Raw genomic sequence first — 22,084 nt, forward strand, 5'->3', positions numbered from 1 at the left:
TCATGTGCCGGCGGTGATGCCCGAACGCTTACGGCGCGGTGCCGATCACGCGGGTTGTGAGCACAGCCGGCAGGGGCGATGGTGATGGCCTCACGCCTCACGCCTCACGCCTCACGCCTCACGCCTCACGCCTCACGCCTCACGCCTCAAGAGGCGGCCTCCGTCTCGGCCTTGGCGGCCGTGGCGCGTTCCAGCAGCGGCCGCAGGAAGCGCCCGGTATGGGAGTCTTCCTGGCGGGCGACCTGTTCCGGGGTGCCCTCGGCGATGATCCGCCCGCCGCCGGAGCCGCCCTCGGGGCCCAGGTCGATGAGCCAGTCGGCGGTCTTGATCACGTCCAGGTTGTGCTCGATGACCACGATGGTATTGCCGTGGTCGCGCAGCCGGTGGAGCACCGTCAGCAGCTGGCGGATGTCCTCGAAGTGCAGGCCGGTGGTGGGCTCGTCGAGGATGTACAGGGTCTTGCCGGTGTCGCGCTTGGCCAGCTCGCGGGCCAGCTTGACCCGCTGGGCCTCGCCCCCGGAGAGCGTGGTGGCGCTCTGGCCCAGGCGGATGTAGGACAGCCCCACGTCCATCAGTGTCTGCAGCCGACGGGCGATGGCCGGCACCGGGCCGAAGAACGCCAGGGCCTCCTCCACGGTCATCTCCAGCACTTCGTGGATGCTCTTGCCCTTGTAGGCGATCTCCAGGGTCTCGCGGTTGTAGCGCTTGCCCTTGCAGACGTCGCAGGGCACGTAGATGTCCGGCAGGAAGTGCATCTCCACCTTGATCATGCCCTCGCCCTGGCAGGCCTCGCAGCGCCCGCCCTTGACGTTGAACGAGAAGCGCCCGGGCTTGTAGCCACGGGAGCGCGCCTCCTGGGTGCCGGCGAACAACTCGCGGATCGGCGTGAAGATGCCGGTGTAGGTGGCGGGGTTGGAGCGCGGGGTACGACCGATGGGGCTCTGGTCGATGTCGATGACCTTGTCGAGGTGATCGAGCCCGGCGATCGCCTCATGGGCTGCCGGCGTCAGCGCCGTGGCCCGGTTGAGTTCCCGGGCGGCGATGGGCATCAGCGTCGCGTTGATCAGCGTCGACTTGCCCGAGCCCGAGACCCCGGTCACGCAGACGAACAGCCCCAGCGGCAGCGTCAGGGTCACGTCCTGGAGGTTGTTGCCGCGGGCGCCGCTCAGTACCACCTGCTTCTCGGGGTTGCCGGGGATCCGCCAGGGCGGCACCTCGATGCGCCGCTCGCCGGAGAGGTACTGGCCGGTGAGGGACTCCGGGGTGGCCATGATCTGCTCGGGCGTGCCCTGGGCCACCACCCGGCCGCCGTGGACGCCCGCGCCCGGGCCGATGTCGAGGACGTGGTCGGCGGCGTGGATGGCCTCCTCGTCGTGCTCGACCACGATCACCGTGTTGCCCAGGTCGCGCAGGTGCTCGAGGGTCTTGAGCAGGCGGTCGTTGTCGCGCTGGTGAAGGCCGATGGAGGGCTCGTCGAGGATGTACATCACCCCGACCAGGCCGGCGCCGATCTGGCTGGCCAGGCGGATGCGCTGGGCCTCGCCGCCGGACAGCGTCTCGGCGCTGCGTTCCAGGTTGAGGTAGTCCAGGCCCACGTTGACCAGGAACTCCAGGCGCGCCTGGATCTCCTTGATGATCTTCTCGGCGATCTCGCCGCGCCGGCCGGGCAGGGCCAGGGCCTGGAAGTAGGCCAGGGCCTCGCCAATGGGCAGGTGGACCAGCTGGGGCAGCGGGCGGTCGTCGATATAGACGTGGCGCGCCTCCTTGCGCAATCGACTGCCCTCGCAGGCCGGACAAGCCTGGGTCGCGATATAGCGGGCCAGCTCCTCGCGCACCGCACTGGACTCGGTCTCCCGGTAGCGGCGCTGCATGTTGGGCAGCACGCCCTCGAAGGGGTGCTCGCGGGTCACCTTGCGGCCCCGGTCGTTGACATAGTGGAAGGCGATGGCGTCGTGGCCGCTGCCGTGGAGGATGACCTCGCGCTCGTGGCGGGCCAGGTCCTGCCAGGGGGTCTCCAGGGTGAAGCGGTAGTGGTCGGCTACCGCCTGCAGCTGGTTGAAGTAGTAGACGCTGCGTCGGTCCCAGCCCTTGATCACGCCCTCGGCCAGCGACAGCGCGGGGTGGCTGATCAGCTTGTCCGGGTCGAAGTACTGCTGGACGCCGAGACCGTCGCAGGTGCTGCAGGCCCCGGCGGGGTTATTGAAGGAGAACATCCGCGGCTCGAGCTCGGCGATGGAGTAGCCGCAGACCGGGCAGGCGAAGCGCGCCGAGAAGGCGATGTCCTCGGCCTCGCCGTCCATGAAGTGGACCAGCGCGATGCCGTCGGCCAGCCCCAGGGCGGTCTCGAAGGATTCCGCCAGGCGCTGGGCCAGGCCCTCGCGGACCTTGATGCGGTCCACCACCACGCTGATGTCGTGCTTCCTGTTCTTGTCCAGCGGGGCGATGTCGTCGAGCTCGAGCACCTGGCCGTCGACCATGGCGCGCACGAAGCCCTGGGCGCGCAACTCGGCCAGCAGCTGCAGGTGTTCGCCCTTGCGGCCCTTGACCACCGGGGCCAGCAGCATCAGCTTGCTGCCCTCGGGCAGCGCCAGCACCTGATCGACCATCTGCGAGATGGTCTGGGCCTCGAGGTCCTCGCCGTGCTCGGGGCAGCGCGGCGTGCCGGCCCGGGCATAGAGCAGGCGCAGGTAGTCGTAGATCTCGGTGATGGTGCCCACGGTGGAGCGCGGGTTGTGGGACGTGGACTTCTGCTCGATGGAGATCGCCGGTGACAGGCCCTCGATATGGTCGACGTCGGGCTTCTCCATCATCGACAGGAACTGCCGGGCATAGGTGGAGAGCGACTCCACGTAGCGGCGCTGGCCCTCCGCGTAGAGGGTGTCGAAGGCCAGCGAGGACTTGCCCGACCCCGACAGGCCGGTGACCACGATCAGCTTGTCCCGGGGCAGCTCGACGTCGATCTGCTTGAGGTTGTGGGTGCGGGCACCCCTGACCAGAATCCTGTCCATTCCCACCTCGCGAGACACGGCAAAAGGTCGATTATACGTGGCCCCGCGCGGCCCCGGCAAAGCCCTGCCCGGTGCCGGCTTTCCCTGGGGGGTGGCGAGCCGCTAGAATATGCGGTCCATTCCGGTTCGCCAGCCTTTACCCACGGAACGTCATCCCCTATGCGAAAGGTCTCAGGACTGCTGTTAGCCTCGGAGCGCCGCGCCATCACCGGCCTGGCCGGGCTCTATGCCTCGCGCATGCTGGGGCTGTTCATGGTGCTGCCGGTGCTGGCCCTGCATGCCGACGACCTGGCCGGCGCCACCCCACTGCTGCTGGGTCTGGCCCTGGGCGTCTACGGCTTGACCCAGGCGGTGCTGCAGATTCCCTTCGGCCTGCTCTCCGATCGCATCGGCCGCAAGCCGGTGATCGCCGGCGGCCTGGCGCTGTTCCTGCTCGGCAGCGTGGTGGCGGCGCTGGCCGACAGCATCGGCGGGGTGATCCTGGGGCGCTGCCTGCAGGGCAGCGGCGCCGTGGCGGCGGCGATCATGGCCCTGCTGGCCGACCAGACCCGTGAGCAGGTACGCACCGCCGCCATGGCCACCATCGGCCTGTCCATCGGCGTGGCCTTCGCCGTGGCCATGGTGCTGGGACCGCTGGTCTCGGCGCGCTACGGGCTGGCGGGCATCTTCTGGTTCACCGCCGGCCTGTCCCTGGTGGGCCTCGCCGTGCTGTGGCGGCTGGTGCCGCCGGCGCCGCGCCGCGCCCGGCACCGCGACGTGGGGCTCGACCGTGGCCAGCTGGGGGCGATCCTGGGGCGCCTCGACCTGTGGCGCATGGATGCCTCGATCTTCGCCCTGCACCTGATCCTGATGGCGATCTTCGTTGCCGTGCCCTTCCGGCTGGTCGAGGCGGGCATCGACATCGAGCAGCATGGCTGGGTCTACCTGGGCATCATGGCCCTGGCCTTCGTGGCGATGGTGCCGCTGGTGATCGTTGCCGAGACGCGCCGCCGCATGAAGGTCATGTGCCTGGGGGCGATCGGGGCCATCACCCTGAGCCTCGCCGGGCTGGCGGAGCTCGCCGCTGGCTTCTGGGCGCTGATGGGCTGGCTGCTGGTATTCTTCACCGCCTTCAACCTGCTGGAGGCGACCCTGCCCTCCATGCTCAGCAAGCTCGCCCCGGCCGGGGCCAAGGGCACGGCCATGGGCCTCTACTCCACCAGCCAGTTCCTGGGGGCCTTCCTGGGCGGCCTGCTGGGCGGGGCCCTGTCCCAGCTGTGGGGGCTCTCGGCGGTGTTCATCGGCTGTGCCATGCTGGGGGTGGCCTGGCTGGGGCTGATGGTCGGCATGACACCACCGCGGCATCTGTCCAGCGAGGTGGTCGCGCTGGACGAAAGCCATCATGATGATGCCCTGGACACCCTGATGGCGCGCTTCGCCGACGTGGCCGGCGTCGAGGACGTGATGGTGGTGCCCGAGGAGCGGCTGGCCTACCTCAAGGTCGATCGCCAGCGCCTCGACGAGCGGGCCCTGGCGGAGCTGGTGGCCCCGGGCAAGGAGCGGGACGGTCCCTGATCCCGCCGGGTCGCGAGACCCTGACACGATGGCGAGGGCGGCCTGCCGGCCTCGCCGATTCAGCAGCTTCATGCATTCGAGAAGGAGTCAACCATGGCCCGTGGCGTCAACAAGGTCATTCTCATCGGCAACCTCGGCCAGGACCCGGAAGTGCGCTTCACGCCGTCCGGCACCGCGGTGGCCAACCTCAACCTCGCGACCACCGACACCTGGACCGATCGCCAGAGCGGCCAGCGCCAGGAGCGCACCGAGTGGCACCGGGTGGTGATGTTCAACAAGCTCGCCGAGATCTCCCAGCAGTACCTGCGCAAGGGCTCGCGGGTCTACGTCGAGGGTCGCCTGCAGACCCGCAAGTGGCAGGACCAGAACGGCCAGGACAAGTACAGCACCGAGATCGTCGCCAACGACATGCAGATGCTCGACTCCCGCAGCGGCGGCGAGATGGGCGGCGGCATGCCCCAGCAGGGCGGCAACTTCGCTGGCCAGCCCCCGCAGGGTGGCGGCTTCGGCGGCCAGCAACAGGCTGGCGGTTTCGGTGGCCAGCAGCAGGGCGGCAACTACGGCGGCGGCCAGCCCCAGCGCCCGGCTCCCCAGCCGGCGCCCAACCAGGGCGGTGGCCAGCAGCAGGGGGGCAACTATGGGGCGCCGGACCCGGGCAGCTTCGACGACTTCGACGACGAGATCCCGTTCTGATCGAGCCTGTCCTCGGCTAGCCGTTAGGAGTCGCCGTGAAGCTGTTGATCCTGGATGCCGGGCATTGCCTGAGCCTGGCGCTGGCCCGAGAGGCCAATCGCCGCAGCGATGTCGAGTTGTTGATCGAGCCGGGGCTGGCGCTGACCTCGGAACGCCTCGACGAGGTGCGTCCGGATGCGCTGGTGATCCCGCCGCTGTCGCGCCCGCTGACCGCCGACCCGGCGTCCGTGACGGCCCATGCCGAGGCCGTCATGGCCTGCATGGCGGCCTGCCGGTCGCGGGATGTCCCGCTGACCTGGTGCGTGTCGGACCAGCTCTACGAGGATGGCTTCGACAGCCCCATCGACGAGCACGTGATTCCCGAGCCGCGGGACGAGGGCCTGCGGCGGCTGGTGGCGGCCGGCGACCGGATCCGGGCCGAGCTGCCTCGCCATCTCATCGTGCGCCTGGGGCCGCTGTTCGCCCTGGAGGGCGGCCATGCCTGGCTGGGCGAGCTGCTCGACACCCTGGTGGCGGGCGACGACCTGCGGGCGGAATCCGACGTGATCTTCTGCCCGACCTCCGCCGATGCGGTGGCCATGGCGCTGATCGGCATGCTGCAGCAGCAGCACTGCGGTGCCGAGGCGTGGGGCAGCTATCACCTGGCCGGCACCGAGCCGGTCAGCGCCTATACCTTCGTGTCCATGGTGCGCACCCAACTGGCCACGCGGCTCGAGGGCCGCGGCGAGACGGTCGCCCTGGGCGGGGTCAAGGCGCTCAGCCACCACCATGACCAGCCGTTGCGCCGGGTGCTCAACTGCCGGCGGGTGTTGAACGTCTTCGGGGTGCACCAGAAGCCCTGGCGGCTCGAGGTCGGCCGCATGCTGGATGCCTGGTGCCTGGCCCGCGACGGCGACCCCGCGGCGAGCAAGGAGGCCGACCAGGCATGAACCCGATCCGCAGCGTCATCTTCTATCTCGGCTACGTCCTGGCCATGCTGGTGTGCGGCCTGCTGTTCCTGCCGCCGTCGCCCTTCCTGCCGCTGAAGTCCCGCTATCGGCTGCTCAACCTCTACAACCACTTCATCATCGCCTGGTTCGGCCTGGTGTGTGGCGTGCGCTACGACATCCGCGGTCGCGAGCGGCTCCCCGAGGGGCCCTGCGTGATCCTGTCGAACCACCAGTGCGAGTGGGAGACCGTCTACCTGCAGCTGCTCAAGCCGCCGGTGTGCACGGTGCTCAAGAAGGAGCTGCTCAACATTCCGATCTTCGGCTGGGGACTGCGACTGCTGCATCCCATCGCCCTCGACCGCTCCCGGCCGGCCCGGGCGATGAAGCAGGTGCTGACCCAGGGCAAGCGCCGGCTGGAGGAAGGCCTCTCGGTGCTGATCTTCCCCGAGGGCACGCGCGTGGCGCCGGGCGAGCGGCGTCGCTACAACAAGAGCGGCGCGGTGATCGCCTGCCGGGCCGGCATGCCGGTGGTGCCGGTGGCCCACAACGCCGGTGAGCGCTGGCCCGGACGCCATTGGGTCAAGCGGCCGGGCCGGCTGTCCCTGGTGGTCGGCGAGCCCATCGAGACGGTCGGCCGCAGTGCCGAGGAGGTGCTGGCCGAGACCGAGGCCTGGATCGAGGCCCGGCTCGACGAGATCTCCGAGGTGCCGCGTCCCCGCCAGGCGCCCGTCGGCCGCGAGACCGTCAGCGGCTGAGTCCGGAACTGACAGGCCCGAAACGCGAGGAGGCGCCCCCGGGGGCGCCTCCTCGCGTTGCACGGCGGTGCGTCGTCGTCAGCCGCGGTACTTCTGCAACACCAGGCAGGCGTTGGTGCCGCCGAAGCCGAAGCTATTGGACAGCACCCGCTCGACCTTGGCATCACGCTTCTCGGTGACGATGTCGAAGCCGTCGGCCTGCTCATCCAGCTGCTCCACGTTGGCGGAGGCGGCGATGAAGTCGTTCTCCATCATCAACAGCGAGTAGATGGTCTCCTGCACGCCGGTCGCGCCCAGGGAGTGGCCGGTCAGCGACTTGGTCGAGCTCATGGCCGGCGTGGTGTTGCCGAAGACCTCGCGGACCGCCTTCAGCTCGGCCACATCGCCCACCGGGGTGGAGGTGCCATGGGTGTTGATGTAGTCGATGTCGCCGTCGACCGTGGCCAGCGCCTGGCGCATGCAGCGCACCGCCCCCTCGCCGGACGGGGCGACCATGTCGTAGCCGTCGGAGGTGGCGCCGTAGCCGACCAGCTCGGCATAGATCCTGGCGCCGCGGGCCTTGGCGTGCTCCAGCTCCTCGAGCACCAGCATGCCCCCGCCGCCGGCGATGACGAAGCCGTCGCGAGCCTGGTCATAGGGTCGTGAGGCCTTTTCTGGGGTCTCGTTGTACTGGGTCGACAGCGCGCCCATGGCGTCGAACAGGCAGGACAGGGTCCAGTGTTCCTCCTCGCCGCCGCCGGCGAAGACCACGTCCTGCTTGCCCATCTGGATCTGCTCCATGGCGCTGCCGATGCAGTGGGCCGAGGTGGCGCAGGCCGAGGAGATGGAGTAGTTGACGCCCTTGATCCGGAAGGGGGTGGCCAGGCAGGCGGAGACGGTGCTGCCCATGGTGCGGGTGACCCGGTAGGGTCCCACGCGGCGCAGGCCCTTCTCGCGCATCACGTCGGCGGCCTCCACCTGGTTGGCGCTGGAGGCGCCGCCGGACCCGGCGATCAGGCCGGTACGCTCGTTGGACACCTGTTCCGGGGACAGGCCGGCATCCTCGATGGCCTGGGCCATGGAGACATAGGCGTAGGCGGCGGCGTCGCCCATGAAGCGACGCAGCTTGCGATCGACCAGGGCTTCCAGGTCGATGTCGACCACCCCGGCCACCTGGCTGCGGAATCCACGCTCGGCATAGTCTTCCTTGAAGCGAATGCCTGAGCGCCCGTTCCGCAGTGCCTCGAGTACCTGTGTTGCGTCGTTGCCCAGGCAGGACACGATGCCCAGGCCGGTGACTACCACTCGTCGCATGGGAGCCTCCTGTTCAGAAATTCGCGGTGGAGGTGAACAGGCCAACGCGCAGATCGTTGGCCTGGTAGATCTCGCGGCCATCCACGGATACCGTGCCGTCGGCCATGCCCAGGATCAGGCGCCGGGTGATGATGCGCTTGATGTTGATACGATAGGTGACCGTGCTGGCCTCGGGCAGGATCTGGCCGGTGAACTTGACCTCGCCGCAGCCCAGGGCGCGGCCGCGGCCGGGGTGTCCGAGCCAGCCGAGGTAGAAGCCGACCAGCTGCCACATGGCGTCCAGACCCAGGCAGCCCGGCATCACCGGGTCGCCGGGGAAGTGACAGTCGAAGAACCAGAGGTCCGGATGGATGTCGAGCTCGGCGATCAGTTCGCCCTTGCCGTGGTCGCCACCCTCTTCATGGATGTGCGTGATGCGATCGAGCATCAGCATGTTGGGTGCCGGCAGTTGGGCGTTGCCGGGGCCGAACAGCTCGCCACGGCTGCATGCCAGCAGTGCTTCGCGATCAAAGGAATGTTGCTTGGTCACTGAATCGTTCCGAGTGTCGAGATGATTGTATGCCGGGAAACGGCATGCGACCGCCCAGGCGGCCCTGCCTAGTCTACTGTTCGCGTCCGGCGAATGCACGCCGAGGGCGGTTCTCGGGGGGCGCCGGCCCCGGTTCGGGGGATAGTGCCTGCCGTGACGGCCGATAGCGGCTCGACAGTCCTCGCTCCCCGACCGACCGCGACCTCATCCTGTAGAAGGCGCAGAAGGCCTCCAGGGACGGGGCCCGGCTCATGGGGCGATCCTCGGTGATGGGGAGCTCAGCGCTCGGGGGAGAGGCCCTTGAAGGCCGCCAGCGCCCGGGCCCGCGCCACCTTGTGCTCGACGATGGGCGCGGGATAGTCGAGGCGGGGCAGCCGGTCTCGGCCGGGGGCATGGCGCGCCCTGGCCGGCAGCCCGGCCAGCTCGGGCAGCCACTCGGCCAGGAAGCGGCCCTCGGGGTCGAAGCGCTGCGACTGGGTGGTGGGGTTGAAGATCCGGAAGTAGGGGGCGGCGTCGGTGCCGGTTGAGGCCGCCCATTGCCAGCCGCCATTGTTGGCGGCGAATTCGCCGTCCACCAGGTGGCGCAGGAAGAAGGCCTCGCCGCGCCGCCAGTCGATCAGCAGGTGCTTGGCGAGGAACATGGCGGTGACCATGCGCAGGCGGTTGTGCATCCAGCCGGTGGCCACCAGCTGGCGCATGGCGGCGTCGACGATGGGGTAGCCGGTGCGCCCCTCGCACCAGGCGCGGAAGCCCGGCTCGTCGTCCCGCCAGGGCAGCGCCTCGGTGTGGGCCTGGAAGGCGCGATGGCGACAGACGCGGGGAAAGCCCACCGCCACGTGCTGGTAGAACTCCCGCCAGATCAGCTCGCCGACCCAGGCCTGGAGGCCGGCATCGCCGTCGGCCAGGGCGCCGTCGTTCTCGGCGAGCACCGCCTGCAGGCACTGGCGGTGCGAGAGCATGCCCAGCGCCAGGTAGGGCGACAGCTCGCTGGTGCCGCGAATGGCCGGGAAGTCGCGCTGGTCGGCGTAGTGGCGGCCGCGAAAGCGCAGGAAGCGCTCCAGGCGGTCGGCGGCCGGCCCCTCGCCGGCGGGCCAGCGGCGGCCGTCCACCGGCGTGTCCGCCGCCTCGGGCGGTGCCGGCAGCGGCTCGGCGGCGATGGCCAGGCGTGCCTGGGGAGCGGGCGTATCGCGCAGGGCCAGGCGCTCGGCGGTGACCTGGCGGTGCCAGGCCCTGGCGAAGGGCGTGAAGACCCCATAGACGTCGCCCTTGCCGGTGAGCAACTCGCCGGGGGCGAAGGCCACGGCGTCGTGGTGGCCGGTGGCGGACAGGCCGGCGGCGGTGAAGGCCTCGATCACCCGGGCATCGCGGCGGGCCTCGTTGAGGGGGTATTCGCGGTTGAAGTGCAGCGCCCCGGCGCCGACCTCCCGGGCCACGGCAAGCAGCGTCTCGGGGACGTCCGCGAAGGTCTCGGCCTCCCGGTGCAGCAGGGGGATGTTCAGGCCGGCCAGGGCCTCGGCCAGGGCGGCGACGCCGCGGTGCCAGAAGTCCAGCTTGTTGGCGCCGTGGCCATGGGTGCGCCACTGGGCGGTGCTGCGCAGGAAGACGGCCACCACCGGGCCCCGGCGGGTGGCCGTGGCCAGGGCGGTATTGTCGTGGATGCGCAGGTCGCTGCGGAACCAGACCAGGGTGGGGGTCATGGGACGCTCCCGGTCAGGCGGCCTGGGTGAGGGATTGCAGGCGGGTCATGGCCCGGGGCAGGTCGTCGCCGAGGGCCTCCACCCCGGTGCCGTCCAGCTCGGCCGCGCGGATCCGCGCGACGGGGCCGCACAGGGTCAGGGGCACATCGAGCTGCTCGGCCAGCCGTGGCAGCTGGCGGCGCACCAGGTCGGCCTTCTCGGCCTTGCCGCTGGCCAGCAGCAGGGCGTCGGCGTGAAAGCGCTCCACGGCCAGCGGCAGCTCCTGCACCGGCAGGGGGGCATCGAGGAGCTGGACCCGGTAGCCCCGGTCGCTGGCGGCGAGGGCGGCGAGCAGCCCCCAGAGGGGGCCGCCGTCGTCGGGCATCGGCACGACCAGCAGCAGCGGCCCGGTGGCCAGCGGGTTGGCATGGTAGAGCCGGGTGCCGATGCGGGTGCGCAGGAAGGCCTCCAGGGCGCGGCGCTGCAGGTCGGCGCCGAGCCGGTCGTCCCAGCCTTCCTCCAGCTCGCGGATCACCGGCTGCCAGAGCTCATCGATGCAGGTCGCCACCGGGTAGAGCGACAGCCCCTGGTTGAACAGCGCCTCCAGGCGGGTCAGGTCCAGGGCCTCGGCGGCGGCGATCAGCTGGCGACGCTGACTCTCCCAGTCCCCCGCGGCGGGCGGCGGCGCCTCCACGGTGTCCGGCTGCTCGAGCAGCTCGCGGACCTGGCTGACCGGCACGCCGCGGTTGAGCCACTGCAGGATTCGCTCGACCCGTTCGATGTCCTCCCGAGCATAGAGGCGGTGTCCCTTGGGCGTGCGTCGCGGGCGAATCAGGCCATAACGGCGCTCCCAGGCGCGCAGGGTCACCGCGTTGACGCCGGTCAGGCGGGAGACCTCGCGAATCGGATAGAGCGGCGTATCGGTCGGATGGTTCGCCTGATCGCTCATGCGCGCCTGTGCCTCGGTGGTGGGGATCGGGGCCGGTGGCTGCCGCGGCCGTGATGGGACGATTTTGTACAAAAAAGTGGCGATGTACAACGCGTCCGTCAGCTCGCTTCTCCCGCCTGCTCGGCGATCACCGCCGCCAGGGCCTCGACGAAGGCCGGGTGTTCGCCCACCGGCGGCAGCAGCGTCAGGGCCAGTCCCGGATGGGCCTCGCCCAGGGCGGCCACCTGGCCGGGGACATCCTTGCGCAGGTGGCGGCCGGCGGCGAAGAACAGCGGCAGGATCTCGGCCCGCTCGATGCCGACGGTCTCCAGCTCCGCCACGGTGGTCTCCAGCGACGGCTCGCAGAGCTCCATGTAGGCCAGGCGCAGCGGGGTGGTCAGCCGGTCGGCCAGGGCCGTGGCCAGGTTCTCGAAGGGGGCTCGCCAGTTGGCGTCGCTGGAGCCGTGGGCCAGCAGGATCAGGGCGCTGCGCATGTCAGGCGGTCTCCGTTGGGTGGGGAGTGGGGTGGCGACGGGTCAGGGCCAGGCCCAGGTGATGGCCGGAGAGCCAGGCATCCTCGACGCGGGCGTCGCGCCAGGCGTCGCCGCACAGGGCCAGGCCGCCCTCGCCGAGGCGAAAGTCGAGGGCGCCGCGTTCGGTCGGCGGCGCCGGCTGGGCGAAGCGCCAGCGGTGGGCGCCGCTGTGGCGCGGCATGGGCAGGGTGATGCCCTCGGGCAGGGCCGCCTGCAGGGCATCGAGCAGGCGAGCGGTCACGCTGCCGGCGTCCTCCTCCAGGTGTTGCTCGCTCCAGGCCAGGCGGGCCAGCAGGGTGAGGCTCTCGCCCTGGGTCTCGCGGCCCGGCTTGGTCTGGTTACGGGTGACCAGCCGCAGCGGGCCTTCGGCCGGTTCCAGCGCCTGCCAGTCGGCCGCGAGCCCCGGCAGCGCCGGCAGGGGCGCATCGAACTGGGCCCAGCCGGCCCAGCAGGCGCGCTGGGGAATGCCGCGACAGGCCTCGGCCAGGTCGGCGTCGTGGGGGGCGGCCAGGGCCTCCGCCTGGGGCGTGGGCAGGGCCAGCACGACCGCCCGGAAGGGGCCGTGTCGGGTCCCCGCCTCGCTGACCAGGCGCCAGCCATCGGCGGCGTTCTCCAGGGCGACGATCCGGGTCGCGGTGTGCAGGGGCAGGTCGTCGGCCAGGTGACGCAGCAGGGCGCTCATGCGAGGGGCGCCGGTGAAGCGGGGCTGGTCGTCGACCCGCCGGGTGGCATCGCCGGCCGCCAGCCGCCAGACGGCCGCCGGCCAGGGCGCCACCACGCCGGCCCGCTGCCAGCCCGCCACCCGCTCGCGGAAGGTCGCGTCGCGCACGCTGAAGTGCTGGGCGCCCAGCTCGACCACCGCGCCGGTCAGGTGACGGCTGGACATCCGGCCGCCCGGGCCGCGGCCCTTCTCGAAGACCGTCACCGGACGACCGGCGTCGGCGAGCGCCCGGGCGCAGGCCAGGCCGGCGATGCCGGCACCGATGACGGCGGTGGAGTCGGGGTGCGGTATCATGGCAATCTCATGCAGTGATCGGGATTTACCGCTAGACTAGCAGACGTGTACAACAGCTGTATAACACGAAGATGCAGGGGAGGCGTCGAATGCGTGTATTGATCACCGGAGGCAGTGGGTTCGTCGGCCAGGCGCTGTGCCGGCGACTCGAGGAAGCCGGCCACCGCTTATTGGTGGTGTCCCGCGATCCGGACCGGGTCCGCGATCGCCTGCCGGCAGGCACGGACATCCGCCGCTCGGTGCTCGACTTCGTCGATACGCCCCCCGATGCCCTGGTCAACCTGGCCGGCGAGTCCATCGCCGCCCGGCGCTGGAGCGATGCCCAGAAGGAGCGGCTGATCGATTCGCGGGTCAACATCACCCGTGATCTGGCGATGCTCTGCGAGCAGCTCAAGGCGACGCGGGGACACGCGCCGGCGGTGATGGTCTCGGCCTCCGCCATGGGCTTCTACGGCGACCAGGGGGAGCGCCTGGTCACCGAGGACACGCCGCCCCACGACGAGTTCGCCCACCGACTGTGTGCGCGCTGGGAAGAGGTGGCCGGCGAGGTCGCCACCTTCGGCACCCGGCTGGCGATCCTGCGCCTCGGGCTGGTGCTGGATGCCGGCGGCGGCACCCTGCAGAAGATGCTGCCGCCCTTCAAGCTGGGCCTGGGGGGGCGCTTCGGCCACGGCCACCAGTACATGCCCTGGGTGCATCGCCAGGACCTGGTCAGCATGATCCTCTTTCTGATCGAGCGGGACGACCTGGATGGCCCCTTCAACGGCAGCGCGCCGAACCCGGTGACCAACGCCGAGTTCACCCGCACCCTGGCGCGCCACCTGCACCGGCCGGCGGTGCTGCCGGTGCCGGCCCTGGTGCTGGAGAGCGCCTTCGGCGAGATGTCGCGGCTGCTGCTGACCGGGGCGGACATGCGCCCCCGGCGGTTCGAGGAGGCCGGCTTCGTGTTCCGCTTCCCGACCCTGGACGAGGCCCTGGACGATATCCTGGGCTGATATGCCCGCTCATCTCCCAGGGGCGCCGGGGACAGGTTGGAGAGGGGGTCCGATTCCATGGATGGAATCGGTAGCGCCCAGGGAGGGGTTCACAGCGCCCCCTCGCAGACCTGTCGCCGGGTCAGCCCCTAGTGGCGCCGTATAAAGCGATGCCACTGGCTGGGGGCGATGGTGTTAGCGGGTGGTCTCGTCCACGGTGACGATGACCCGCACGGCGTCAAGGCGCAGCCGCGTGCCCTCGATGGCCGCATCCAGGGCGGCGCGTTCCTCGCGCAGCGCGGCCAGTTCGTCCTCGCGCACCGCGGGGTTGCGCCGGGCCAGGGCCTCCAGGCGGGTCAGCTCGGCGTCGAGCTCGTCGCGCATGCGGGACTGGGCGGCCTCGACGATGCTCGGCAGCTCGCGCTCGGCCTCCGCCTCGGCCCGGTCGAGCAACTCGCGGAGCTGGTCGTGGCGGCTCTTGATCAGCTCCCGGGCCACCGCCTTCTTGACCTTCTGCAGGTTCTTCGACAAGCCGGTGAAGGAGACCTTGGCGGTCAGGTTGGCGCCCGATTCGTCGAGCAGCACCCGCACCGCGGTGGGCGGCAGGAAGCGATTGAGGTGCAGGCGCTTCGGCGCCGGGCAGTGGGTGCGGAAGACCAGCTCGGCCATCAGTCGGCCGCCGGGAATCGAGGGATGCCTGAGCAGGGCCAGGGCGGTGTTGCCCATGGTGCCGTCGAGGATGCGTCCCATCATCTCCCGGGTCAGGGGGTGCTCCCAGGACAGCCGCTGGACGTCGTCCCGGGCCAGGGCGCGCTCCCGGGAGAAGGTGGCCGAGAAGCCCTCCTCGCCCTTCACCAGCCCCGGCAGGCCGTCGAGCATCTGCGGGCTCGGCTGCAGGTGCAGGATGCCCCCGCCGAGGTCCTGGCTGTCGACCCCGAAGATGTCCAGGGCCTGATCCAGGTAGCGGGTCAGCGCCTTGTCGGCATCCAGCTCGCGGACCGCGGCGATGGTCGCCTCGGCGCGCTCCGTGCGGCAGGCGTTGAGCTCCAGCAGGCGGTTGCGGCCGGCGTCGCGTTCCGCCAGGCGGCTGTCGAACAGCTCGCGGGTCTCGCCGATCACCTCGTCGAGGCTCTCGTCGTCGAGCAGGGCGTCGGCCAGGGCATCGCCGAAGGCCTCGAAGATCTCGCTGCCCAGGCCGTGGGGCGCGCTGAAGGCCTCCATGCCCTCGTGGTACCAGCGCAGCAGCTGCTCGCCGGGGCTGCCCGTGAACACCGGCACGTGCAGCTCGATGGCGTGGCGCTGGCCGATGCGATCGAGGCGGCCGATGCGCTGTTCCAGCTGGTCCGGGTGCAGCGGCAGGTCGAACATCACCAGGTGACGGCAGAACTGGAAGTTGCGGCCCTCCGAGCCGATCTCCGAGCACACCAGCACCTGGCAGCCGTCCTCCTCGTCGGCGAAGGCCGCCGCCGCCCGGTCGCGCTCGACCAGCGACAGGCCCTCGTGGAACACCGGGGCGTGCATGCCGCCCAGCACCCGCAGGCCCTCGGCCAGGCCCAGGGCCGTCTCCCGGTCGTGGGCGATCACCAGCACCTTGTCGTCGCCGAGCTCGGTGAGTCGCTCGAGCAGCCAGGTCACCCGCGGGTCGAACTGCCACCAGGGCTCGGTGTTCAGGGGGTCGTCGGCGAGCGCCCGGTACATGGTGTCCAGGTAGACCAGCACCTCGGGGTGGTCGAGGCCGGTCTCGATCAGCAGCTCGTCCAGGTAGTCCTCGTCCCGCGCCAGGCGGCGCAGTACCCGGCGGTAGGAGGAGGGCAGCTCGAGGCGGGCGACCTGCAACCGACGCTCGGGAAAGCCGCCCACGTGGCGGCGACTGTTACGGAACATCACCCGGCCGGTGCCGTGGCGGTCCAGCAGCTGGTCGCGCAGCTGGTCCCGGGCCGCGCCGTGCTGCCCGGCGGCGCCCTCCGCATCGGCGAGGGTGTCCAGCAGGGCGAGGCTGTCGGGGTCGTCGATCACGGCGGCGACGGTCTCGCGGTCGGCCGCCTCGCCGGGCAGGCGTTCCAGGGCATCGATGGCGGCGGCCACCTCGACGTAGTGGCGCTCCTCCTCCTGGAAGGCGGCGAGGCTCCGGTAGCGGTCCGGGTCGAGCAGGCGCAGCCGGGCGAAGTGGCTCTCCTGGCCCATCTGCTCCGGCGTCGCCGTGAGCAACAGCAGCCCGGGGGCCGTGGCGGCCAGGCGCTCCACGCAGCCGTAGCCGGGGCCGACCGCCTCGGCCGACCACTCCAGGTGATGGGCCTCGTCGACGATCAGCAGGTCCCAGTCACAGGCCTCGGCCTGGGCCTGGCGATGGGGGTTGGCGAACAGCCAGTCCTGGCTCGCCAGCACCAGCTGACCGGCCTCGAAGGGGTTGCCGCCGCCGTGGGCCAGGCTCTGCTGCTCGTCGAGCAGGGTGACCTCCAGCGAGAAGCGGCGCAGCAGTTCCACCAGCCACTGGTGGGTCAGGCTCGCCGGCACCAGGATCAGCGCCCGCTCGCCGCGTCCGGTGAGCAGCAGCCGGTGCAGGATCAGGCCCGCCTCGATGGTCTTGCCCAGGCCCACCTCGTCGGCCAGCAGCACCCGCGGGGCATGGCGGCGGGCGACCTCGTCGGCGATGTAGAGCTGGTGCGGGATCAGGTCGATGCGCGGACCGGCCAGGCCCAGCGCCGGATTCTGCTCGACCCGGTGATGGTGATGCAGGGTGCGGAAGCGCAGGTCGAACCAGTCGTTGCGGTCCACCTGGCCGGTCAGCAGCCGGTCGCGGGCCTGGTCGAACTGCATGGTGTCGGCGAGCTTCGCCTCGGGCAGCTCGCACAGCTCGCCGGCATCGCTCTCGCCGATGTAGACGATCAGCCCGCCGACCTCCTTGCTGTCGTCGACGGTCATCTGCCAGCCCTCGGCGCACTCGATGCGGTCGCCGCTGCCGAAGATGACCCGGGTCAGGGGGGCGTGCTGGCTGCTGTAGGTACGGGTTTCCTGGCTGGCGCCGAAGAGGACGGTGACGCTGCGGGGGTCGCAGTTGAGGATGGTGCCCAGGCCGAGTTCGGCCTCGCCATCGCTGATCCAGCGCTGGCCGGGAGAGAAGTCGCTCATGGTGCCTCGGGGATGCTGGGGATCGGTTCTCGCGCCGCTGGCCACGCCCGGCCCTGCGGCGACAGGGCGCGGTATCTTACAGCAAACCCCGCCGCGGCTTAAGGGCCTGGAGCGCCTTTATCCCCCGGCGCTCACTCTGCGTCGAGCCAGGCGTCGAGGGTCGCCCGGGTCAGCTCGCCCACGTGCTGTTCGAGGCCGCGGCCCTCGGCATCGAACAGCAGGGTGGTGGGCAGCCCCGGGGCGCCACTCGCCACCAGCATCGACTGGCGCGGGTCGAGCAGGGCATGCTCGAAGGCGAGCCCTTGGTCGTCGAGGTAGCGCACCACCGGCAGCAGGTCCTCGCCCTGGTTGATCACCACCACGGTGACGTCGTCCCGGGCATCGGCCTCGGCCAGCAGCGGCATCTCGCGCCGGCACGGCGGGCACCAGGTCGCCCAGAGGTTGATCACCACGGTCTGGCCGGTGAGGGAGGCCAGCGCCACCGGTTCGCCCTCGAGGTTGTCCAGGGTCAGCTCGGGGAGCTCGCGCAGGGCCATGCCGCCGCCCAGCGGCGCCAGGGCCACCAGCGCCAGCCACAGCAGCGAGGCGCCCAGCGTCAGCCCCAGGGCGCCGAGCAGGGCGCCGAGGCGCTGACGCAGCGTCCAGGCGCTCCAGGCCAGCGCCGCCAGCAGGCCCCAGAGGGCATGGAAGCCCGGTTGCCAGAGCTTGAGGGCATCCAGGGGCGCGTCCAGATAGCTGGGCAGGTGCGTGGCCACGTGGCCGACCCGGGCCCCGGCGAGCCAGGCGACCACCAGGCCATTGAACCAGCGGACGTGGCGCCGCCTGGGCAGGCCGAGCAGGAAGGCACTGGCCGCCAGCAGCAGCAGCGCGGCGGCGAGGGCATAGAGGCGTGGCAGGGGAATGAGCACGGGCCCCAGGGCGATGGCGTCCATGTCGTGATGGGCTCTCCCGAGAGTCGGGTTCGGCGACCTGCGCCGGACCGGTTACACTGGATGCATTCGTTTCGCCAAGCCTACTGCCGGTGGGCGGGGCTGTCATCCAGGAGCATTCATGGCAAGACCGGCCTTCGATACTCTGCGGGCCCTGGCCATCGCCAGCCAGGCCCTGGGCTTCATCCTCATCATCACCCTGGAAACCCTCATGGGCGACGCCGCTCGTCCCTGGCAGGGCTGGACCCTGGCCGCCATGGTGGTGGCGGCCCTGTGGATCGCCCTGGTGCGCCTGTACCGGCGCAACAAGGCGCGCAAGGCCTGGGCGCGACAGCGCAGCGATGACTAGGCTCGCCCGGCGGGGCCCCCTGGCGCTGGCCGCATGGCTGGTGCTGGCCCTGCTCGCCGGCTGTGCCGGCCCGGCCGTCCCCCGGGAGCACGGGCTGGCGCTGCGCGATGCCGAGATCCGCAGCACCTGGCTGGGCCAGTGGGCCCGTCAGGCCGCCGCCGACCATGCCGGCCTGAGCGGCTTTGCCCTGCTGGCCAAGGGCGAGGAGGCCTTCGCCCTGCGCGCCAACCTGGCCGAACAGGCCAGCAAGCGCCTGGACGTCCAGACCTACCTGCTGGGGGAGGGGCAGACGGTCCAGGTCCTGCTGCATCGCATGATCGGTGCGGCCCAGCGCGGCGTCGAGGTGCGCCTGCTGCTCGACGACCTCACGGCGGCGGGCCAGGGCGACCAGCTGGCGGCGCTGGACAGTCATCCGAACATCCAGGTCAGGGTCTTCAATCCCTGGCCCCTCGGGCGCGATCACCTGGTCAGCCGGGTGCTGCTGTCACTGCCCGCCCTGGCCCGCCAGCATCGGCGCATGCACAACAAGACCTGGATCGTCGACAACGCCGTGGCCATCACCGGCGGGCGCAACCTGGACGACGAGTACTTCAACGCCAGCGAGCCCCGCAACTTCGCCGATGTCGACCTGCTGGCGGTGGGCGACGTGGTCGATGCCCTGTCGCTGAGCTTCGACCTCTACTGGAACCACTTCCTCAGCCAGCCCCTCGCGCGCTACCACACCGCCGCGCCCGAGGCGTGGCGTGAGCTGGCCGCGACGCTGGCGCGCCAGCTGGCCGAGCAGCGCGACGGCGACTCCCCCTACTTCGTCTCCCTGCGGGCCCGCTACGGGGCGGCCGCCGAAAACAAGCTGTTCCGCGACCTGCACTGGGCTCCGGGCCAGGCCCTGTGGGACCCGCCGGGCAAGGTCGCCGGGAGTGAGCGCTCGCCGCTGGAGCGGACCCTGTTCGGGGCCCTGCTCGACCAGCTCCCGGCGCTGGAGTCGCGGTTGGTGATCGTCTCGGCCTACTTCGTGCCCGCCGAGCGGGGAACGACGCTGCTGACGCGGCTGGCCGAGTCGGGCATCCGGGTCGAGGTGATCACCAACTCCCTGGAGGCCATCGACCTGTCCCTGGTCCACGGCGCCTATGCCGGGCGTCGCCGGGCGCTGCTGGAAAGCGGCGTGCGGCTCCACGAGCTGCGCGGCCGCCAGCAGCGCGGCGAGGAAGCCGAGATCGGCATTCCCGGCACCTCGCTCTCCTCGCTGCACAGCAAGGTGGTGAGCTTCGACGACGACCTGGTGTTCATCGGCTCCTTCAACGCCGACCCGCGCTCGGTCATCTGGAACACCGAGATCGGGGTGCTGGTCGAGAGCGAGCCCCTGGTGGCCGAGTTCCTCGAGTTCGCCGAGGCGGGCATGACCCCGTCGCTGAGCTACCTGCCCGGCCTCGATGGCGAGGGGCGCCTCTACTGGCTCACGGAGCTCGACGACCGGCTGGTTCGCCTCGACCGGGAGCCCGGCCCCCTGAAGCAGCGGCTGGGCTCCTGGTTGAGTCGCCTGTTGGGCCTCGAGATCTGGCTCTAGTGCCGCCGGCTTGATCCCGGTCAAGCCGGCGGCGGCCGGCGTTGCCGGCGAGGCGGAAGCGACTAAGCTTCTATAAGCAAGGCTCATGCCGGGCCCTTCCCATCGCATCCTGCCAGGGGGTGACACCATGTACACGTCGATCCTCGCGCCCGTCGACGGCTCCGAGCATTCCGCCAAGGCGCTGGGCGTCGCGGCCCAGCTGGCGCGGGCCTCGTCCGCGTCCCTTACCCTACTGACCGTGGCCGAGTATCCGCCCGGCAACATGGGGCTGTTCACCGGAGGCACCCCCGAACCCTTCACCGCGGAGGACTGGGGCAAGGTGGCCGACTCCCTCGAGCAGGACGCCGAGGCGGCCCTGAGGAAGGTCCGGGACAGTGTCGACCTGCAGGGTATCGAGGTGGAGGAGGTGATCCGCCAGGGCACGCCGGCCGAGAGCATCCTCAAGGAGGCCAGGCATCGCGGCGTCGACGTCATCGTGATGGGCAGCCGCGGGGTCAGCGACATACACGGCATGCTCTTCGGCAGCACCTCCCACAAGGTCAGCCATGTCGCCGAGTGCACGGTCATCACCGTGGCCTGATGCCCGGGCACGCGCATGACGCCTATCCGGCGGAAGCCCGTGGCCCGCCTCGCCACTCTGGACCTCCCCCCGACGGTCCCCAACGACACGGCCGAACCAGGCAACCTGGTTCGGCCGTGTCGTCGGCCAGGACGTGACTGCCGGTCATGGCATCAGGAGGGGAAGGAGAACTGCGCGCCTTCGCGTACCCCGGCCGACGGCCAGCGCTGGGTGACGGTCTTGCGCTTGGTGTAGAAGCGCACCGCATCCGGGCCGTAGGCGGCGAGGTCACCGAACAGCGAGCGCTTCCAGCCGCCGAAGCTGTGGTAGGACACCGGCACCGGCAGCGGCACGTTGATGCCGACCATGCCCACCTGGATGCGGTCGCTGAAGTAGCGGGCCGCCTCGCCGTCGCGGGTGTAGATGCAGGTACCGTTGCCGTACTCGTGATCGTCGACCAGCCGCATGGCCTCTTCCATGGAGCCGGCACGGACCACCAGCAGCACCGGGCCGAAGATCTCCTCGAGGTAGCAGGTCATCTCGGGGGTCACGCGGTCGATCAGGGTGCCGCCGACATAGAAGCCGTTTTCAAAGCCCGGCACCCGGACGCCGCGGCCGTCGACGACGATCTCGGCGCCCTGCTGCTCGGCGCTGTCGATGTAGCCGCAGACCTTCTCCTGGTGGGCCCTGGTGATCACCGGGCCGAAGTCGTTTTCGGTGTCATGGAAGGGGCCGACCTTGAGGGTCTGCATCTGCGCCTGCATCTTGGCGATCAGGGCGTCGGCGGCCGCGTCGCCCACGGCCACGGCCACGGACAGCGCCATGCAGCGCTCGCCGGAGGAGCCGAAGGCCGCCCCGGTCAGGGAGTTGACCACGTTGCCCATGTCGGCGTCGGGCATCACGATGGCGTGGTTCTTGGCGCCGCCCAGCGCCTGGCAGCGCTTGCCGCTGGCGCTGGCGCGGCTGTAGATATACTCGGCGACCGGCGTGGAACCGACGAAGCTCACGGCCTTCACGCGCGGGTCGTCGAGCAGGGTGTCGACGGCTTCCTTGTCACCGTTGACGACGTTCAGCACGCCGGTGGGCAGGCCGGCTTCCAGCGCCAGCTCGGCGATGTACAGCGTCGAGGTCGGGTTGCGCTCGGAGGGCTTGAGCACGAAGGTATTGCCGGTGGCGATGGCCATCGGGTACATCCACAGCGGGACCATGGCCGGGAAGTTGAACGGCGTGATGCCGGCGACCACGCCCAGCGGCTGGAAGTCGCTCCAGGAATCGATGCCGGGACCGACGTTCTTGCTGTACTCGCCCTTGAGCAGCTCCGGCACGCCGCAGGCGTACTCCACGTTCTCGATGCCGCGCGTGAGCTCGCCCCTGGCGTCGTGGACGATCTTGCCGTGTTCCTGGCCGATCAGTCGGCAGATCTCGTCGGTATGCTCTTCCAGCAACTGCTTGAAGCGGAACATGACACGGGCGCGCTTGGCGGGCGGGGTGTCGCGCCAGGCCGGGTAGGCGGCCTGGGCGGCGGCGATGGCCGCCTCGACGGTGGCCTTGCTGGCCAGGCTCACCTGGCCGCCGACCTCACCGGTGGAGGGGTTGAAGATGTCCTGGGCACGCGCGTTGTCGTCGACGCGGGTGCCGTTGATCAGGTGGCCAAGAGTGGTCATTGC

At 70.7% G+C, this 22,084-nt stretch carries 18 protein-coding genes; 8 read left to right on the plus strand and 10 right to left on the minus strand.

Annotation, left to right across the window (positions count from 1 at the left end):
- Positions 1-146: 146 nt before the first annotated feature.
- Positions 147-3,008: an excinuclease ABC subunit UvrA gene (gene uvrA / locus OCT48_RS01350; RefSeq protein WP_263590982.1), complete on the minus strand. Its 2,862-nt coding sequence runs from the start codon at positions 3,006-3,008 to the stop codon at positions 147-149.
- A gap of 159 nt (positions 3,009-3,167) precedes the next feature.
- Here uvrA and OCT48_RS01355 point away from each other — a divergent pair, with 159 nt between their 5' ends.
- The 4 genes from OCT48_RS01355 to OCT48_RS01370 all read left to right on the plus strand — a co-directional run bounded on the left by OCT48_RS01355 (position 3,168) and on the right by OCT48_RS01370 (position 6,939).
- Positions 3,168-4,562: an MFS transporter gene (locus tag OCT48_RS01355; RefSeq protein ID WP_263590983.1), complete on the plus strand. Its 1,395-nt coding sequence runs from the start codon at positions 3,168-3,170 to the stop codon at positions 4,560-4,562.
- Between the two features lie 93 nt (positions 4,563-4,655).
- Positions 4,656-5,255 carry a single-stranded DNA-binding protein gene (gene ssb, locus OCT48_RS01360; protein WP_263590984.1) on the plus strand — a complete coding sequence of 200 codons (600 nt, stop codon included), beginning with the start codon at positions 4,656-4,658 and terminating at the stop codon, positions 5,253-5,255.
- 35 nt (positions 5,256-5,290) lie between these two features.
- Positions 5,291-6,184 (plus strand): sugar nucleotide-binding protein, encoded by an 894-nt coding sequence (locus OCT48_RS01365; protein ID WP_263590985.1) that lies wholly within the window; start codon positions 5,291-5,293, stop codon positions 6,182-6,184.
- On the plus strand, positions 6,181-6,939 hold the full coding sequence (locus tag OCT48_RS01370) for a lysophospholipid acyltransferase family protein (RefSeq protein ID WP_263590986.1): 759 nt from the start codon (positions 6,181-6,183) through the stop codon (positions 6,937-6,939). The genes OCT48_RS01365 and OCT48_RS01370 overlap by 4 nt, the downstream gene beginning before the upstream one ends.
- Before the next feature lie 78 nt (positions 6,940-7,017).
- On the opposite strand, the gene fabB is transcribed toward OCT48_RS01370, so the two are convergent.
- The 6 genes from fabB to OCT48_RS01400 form a co-directional block, all read right to left on the minus strand.
- The gene (gene fabB, locus OCT48_RS01375; protein ID WP_263590987.1) at positions 7,018-8,232 is read right to left on the minus strand and encodes a beta-ketoacyl-ACP synthase I; all 1,215 of its coding nucleotides are present in this window, start codon (positions 8,230-8,232) and stop codon (positions 7,018-7,020) included.
- A 13-nt stretch (positions 8,233-8,245) separates the two neighbouring features.
- On the minus strand, positions 8,246-8,761 hold the full coding sequence (gene fabA / locus OCT48_RS01380; RefSeq protein ID WP_263590988.1) for a 3-hydroxyacyl-[acyl-carrier-protein] dehydratase FabA: 516 nt from the start codon (positions 8,759-8,761) through the stop codon (positions 8,246-8,248).
- A 278-nt stretch (positions 8,762-9,039) separates the two neighbouring features.
- A complete protein-coding gene (gene phrB, locus OCT48_RS01385; RefSeq protein WP_263590989.1) occupies positions 9,040-10,458 on the minus strand; it encodes a deoxyribodipyrimidine photo-lyase in 1,419 nt (472 codons plus the stop codon).
- A gap of 13 nt (positions 10,459-10,471) precedes the next feature.
- Positions 10,472-11,386: a MerR family transcriptional regulator gene (locus OCT48_RS01390; protein ID WP_263590990.1), complete on the minus strand. Its 915-nt coding sequence runs from the start codon at positions 11,384-11,386 to the stop codon at positions 10,472-10,474.
- Between the two features lie 98 nt (positions 11,387-11,484).
- Positions 11,485-11,859 carry a sirohydrochlorin chelatase gene (locus OCT48_RS01395; RefSeq protein WP_263590991.1) on the minus strand — a complete coding sequence of 125 codons (375 nt, stop codon included), beginning with the start codon at positions 11,857-11,859 and terminating at the stop codon, positions 11,485-11,487.
- A gap of 1 nt (position 11,860) precedes the next feature.
- Complete coding sequence (locus OCT48_RS01400) at positions 11,861-12,913, minus strand: NAD(P)/FAD-dependent oxidoreductase (RefSeq protein ID WP_263590992.1); 1,053 nt, start codon at positions 12,911-12,913, stop codon at positions 11,861-11,863.
- 89 nt (positions 12,914-13,002) lie between these two features.
- Here OCT48_RS01400 and OCT48_RS01405 point away from each other — a divergent pair, with 89 nt between their 5' ends.
- The gene (locus OCT48_RS01405) at positions 13,003-13,908 is read left to right on the plus strand and encodes a TIGR01777 family oxidoreductase (RefSeq protein WP_263590993.1); all 906 of its coding nucleotides are present in this window, start codon (positions 13,003-13,005) and stop codon (positions 13,906-13,908) included.
- A gap of 174 nt (positions 13,909-14,082) precedes the next feature.
- Here the strand turns inward: OCT48_RS01405 and rapA are convergent, their stop codons facing one another.
- Both rapA and OCT48_RS01415 read right to left on the minus strand, forming a co-directional pair.
- Positions 14,083-17,016: an RNA polymerase-associated protein RapA gene (rapA, locus tag OCT48_RS01410; RefSeq protein ID WP_263590994.1), complete on the minus strand. Its 2,934-nt coding sequence runs from the start codon at positions 17,014-17,016 to the stop codon at positions 14,083-14,085.
- A gap of 131 nt (positions 17,017-17,147) precedes the next feature.
- Positions 17,148-17,948 carry a TlpA family protein disulfide reductase gene (locus OCT48_RS01415; RefSeq protein WP_263590995.1) on the minus strand — a complete coding sequence of 267 codons (801 nt, stop codon included), beginning with the start codon at positions 17,946-17,948 and terminating at the stop codon, positions 17,148-17,150.
- A 118-nt stretch (positions 17,949-18,066) separates the two neighbouring features.
- Here OCT48_RS01415 and OCT48_RS01420 point away from each other — a divergent pair, with 118 nt between their 5' ends.
- From OCT48_RS01420 to OCT48_RS01430, 3 genes are all read left to right on the plus strand, one after another.
- The gene (locus OCT48_RS01420) at positions 18,067-18,294 is read left to right on the plus strand and encodes a hypothetical protein (protein WP_263590996.1); all 228 of its coding nucleotides are present in this window, start codon (positions 18,067-18,069) and stop codon (positions 18,292-18,294) included.
- Positions 18,287-19,858: a phospholipase D family protein gene (locus OCT48_RS01425; RefSeq protein ID WP_263590997.1), complete on the plus strand. Its 1,572-nt coding sequence runs from the start codon at positions 18,287-18,289 to the stop codon at positions 19,856-19,858. Before OCT48_RS01420 ends, OCT48_RS01425 begins: the two co-directional genes overlap by 8 nt.
- 127 nt (positions 19,859-19,985) lie before the next feature.
- Positions 19,986-20,438 carry a universal stress protein gene (locus OCT48_RS01430; RefSeq protein ID WP_263590998.1) on the plus strand — a complete coding sequence of 151 codons (453 nt, stop codon included), beginning with the start codon at positions 19,986-19,988 and terminating at the stop codon, positions 20,436-20,438.
- A 152-nt stretch (positions 20,439-20,590) separates the two neighbouring features.
- Here OCT48_RS01430 and OCT48_RS01435 read toward each other — a convergent pair whose 3' ends face one another.
- Positions 20,591-22,081 carry a CoA-acylating methylmalonate-semialdehyde dehydrogenase gene (locus OCT48_RS01435; RefSeq protein ID WP_263590999.1) on the minus strand — a complete coding sequence of 497 codons (1,491 nt, stop codon included), beginning with the start codon at positions 22,079-22,081 and terminating at the stop codon, positions 20,591-20,593.
- Positions 22,082-22,084: the final 3 nt, after the last annotated feature.

This window comes from Halomonas sp. M4R1S46, from assembly GCF_025725685.1.
GTDB lineage: Bacteria > Pseudomonadota > Gammaproteobacteria > Pseudomonadales > Halomonadaceae > Halomonas.